1 rRNA gene is annotated in these 2,404 nt (G+C 47.6%); it reads right to left on the reverse strand.

Annotation, left to right across the window (positions count from 1 at the left end):
• Nucleotides 1-1,394 (reverse strand): 16S ribosomal RNA (locus VIS94_13755); the annotation flags it as partial.
• Nucleotides 1,395-2,404 lie beyond the last annotated feature (1,010 nt).

A 2,404-nucleotide genomic window follows, 5' to 3' on the forward strand; every position in this document is an offset into this window, starting at 1 on the left:
CTTCAGGTGTTGCCAACTCCCATGACGTGACGGGCGGTGTGTACAAGGCCCGGGAACGTATTCACCGCAGTATCGCTGACCTGCGGTTACTAGCAACTCCATCTTCATGCAGGCGAGTTGCAGCCTGCAATCTGAACTGAGACCGACTTTTTAGGATTGGCTCCGCCTCGCGGCTTGGCTACCCATTGTATCGATCATTGTAGCGTGTGTGTAGCCCAGGATATATAGGCCATGCTGACTTGACGTCATCCCTACCTTCCTCCGGCTTTCTACCGGCGGTCTCGTGTGATACGTGTAACACACAACAAGGGTTGCGCTCGTTAGCGGACTTAACCGAACATCTCACGACACGAGCTGACGACAGCCATGCAACACCTGTAGAGGCTCCCCGAAGGGTCGGTCCGCTTTCGCTTCCCTACTACCTCTATGTCAAACCCAGGTAAGGTTCTTCGTGTAGCATCGAATTAAACCACACGCTCCGCTGCTTGTGCGGGGACCCGTCAATTCCTATGAGTTTTAACCTTGCGGCCGTAGTCCCCAGGCGGTAGACTTAACGCGTTAGCTACGACACCGATGGCGATTAAACCACCGACGCCAAGTCTACATCGTTTAGGGCTAGGACTACCGGGGTCTCTAATCCCGTTTGCTACCCTAGCTTTCGCGTCTGAGTGTCAGGAGTGGTCCAGGAGGCCGCCTTCGCCACTGGTGTTCCTCCGGATATCTGCGCATTCCACCGCTACACCCGGAATTCCACCTCCCTCTACCATCCTCAAGCTTGGCAGTTTAGAACGTCCTCTCCCAGTTGAGCCAGGAGCTTTCACGCCCTACTTACCAAACCACCTACACGCGCTTTACGCCCAGTAAATCCGGATAACGTTTGCCTCCTACGTGTTACCGCGGCTGCTGGCACGTAGTTAGCCGAGACTTATTCTGAGAGTACCGTCCTTCCTCATCCTCTCAAAAAGTGCTTTACGACCCGAAGGCCTTCTTCGCACACGCGGCGTTGCTAGTTCAGGCTTTCGCCCATTACTAATATTCCCTACTGCTGCCACCCGTAGGTGTATGGACCGTGTTTCAGTTCCATTGTGGGGGGCCACCCTCTCAGGTCCCCTACCCGTCATCGCCTTGGTAAGCCATTACCTTACCAACTAGCTGATGGGACGCGGGCCCCTCCCGAAGCGAATTACTCCTTTAATCCAAAAGCGTCTAATCTCTTGGATATTATGCAGTATTAGCAATCCTTTCGGACTGTTATCCCACACTTCGGGGCAGGTCACCCACGCGTTACTCACCCGTTCGCCACTAAGACAGTATTACTACAGTCTTCGTTCGACTTGCATGTATTAGGCACGCCGCCAACGTTCATCCTGAGCCAGGATCAAACTCTCCGCTAAAAATTTATCACCTTTCGGTGTTTCGTTTTTACGGATAGACAATTAACGAGGCTTGTTCTTACCTATATTTTTGTTGCTTATTTCCTATCACTTTTCAGTTGTTAAGGTTCTGACTTCATGAGAGCAGGATTCTACTGAATCTCTCCAATCCTGTCAATGCTCGCTTCCGTTTTTATAGACGAAATCGCCGGCTCTCAACTTGCTCGCCGGCTACGGGCACTGCTTTCCTGGGTTTGTCTCTCATCCCTTGTTCTTTTTTCAAAGATCAGCTCCCAAGTTGGCAATATCAAACTATCTCCCTTGGGACTTTATTTATAATCGAATTTATGTCGATTGTCAAGGGAAAAGTGTGCTTTGTAACAATTTTCCGAGATTCTTATTTTCAAGGTGCCGTGCTTCACGAACAAACCGCAATTATAGCCGCCTGCTCAATTATGTCAAGGGCAATTTCCGCCCAATGTAAGAGCAAAGTGATAATGTCCTAAAGTAGCAAAATAGAAAGGTCCTAATCCTAATTAGGAACTATGAAATCGTCGTTCGATTATTCCAAGTTTATTTACACAGGAACGATAAAATCATGACGAACAGCGAAATAGAGCCTTTCCCCCTATTACTCCCCTTCCCCAGCGGCTGGGCTGAGGCACAAAAAACCACTTGCCGCTGGGGAAGGGTCAGGGTTAGGGTTACCGTGAAACAATACAAACAAGAAGAAATAAGGTGGTTAGCCATAAGAAAAAACCCATACTGATGATTTTATCCACTCATTAGGACATTTCTATTTAGCTTTGACAAGCAAAATGAGCCGAATTTGATCAATTTTTCATGTTTCTCTGTCATTCTTTTAAATTCATAGAAATTCATTTGTTTCAAAATCCAGAAATTATCAAATTCACATAAAAAATTCAATCGATTTAAATAGCCTGCCGACTGCTTTTCAACAGTCGGCAGGTTTTCCTTTAATACTTTTACCTGATATTTCACCTATTTAATAATCGCTGGCAGGTAAATGC

The organism is Desulfomonilia bacterium (genome assembly GCA_036567785.1).
Taxonomy (GTDB): Bacteria; Desulfobacterota; Desulfomonilia; order UBA1062; family UBA1062; genus DATCTV01.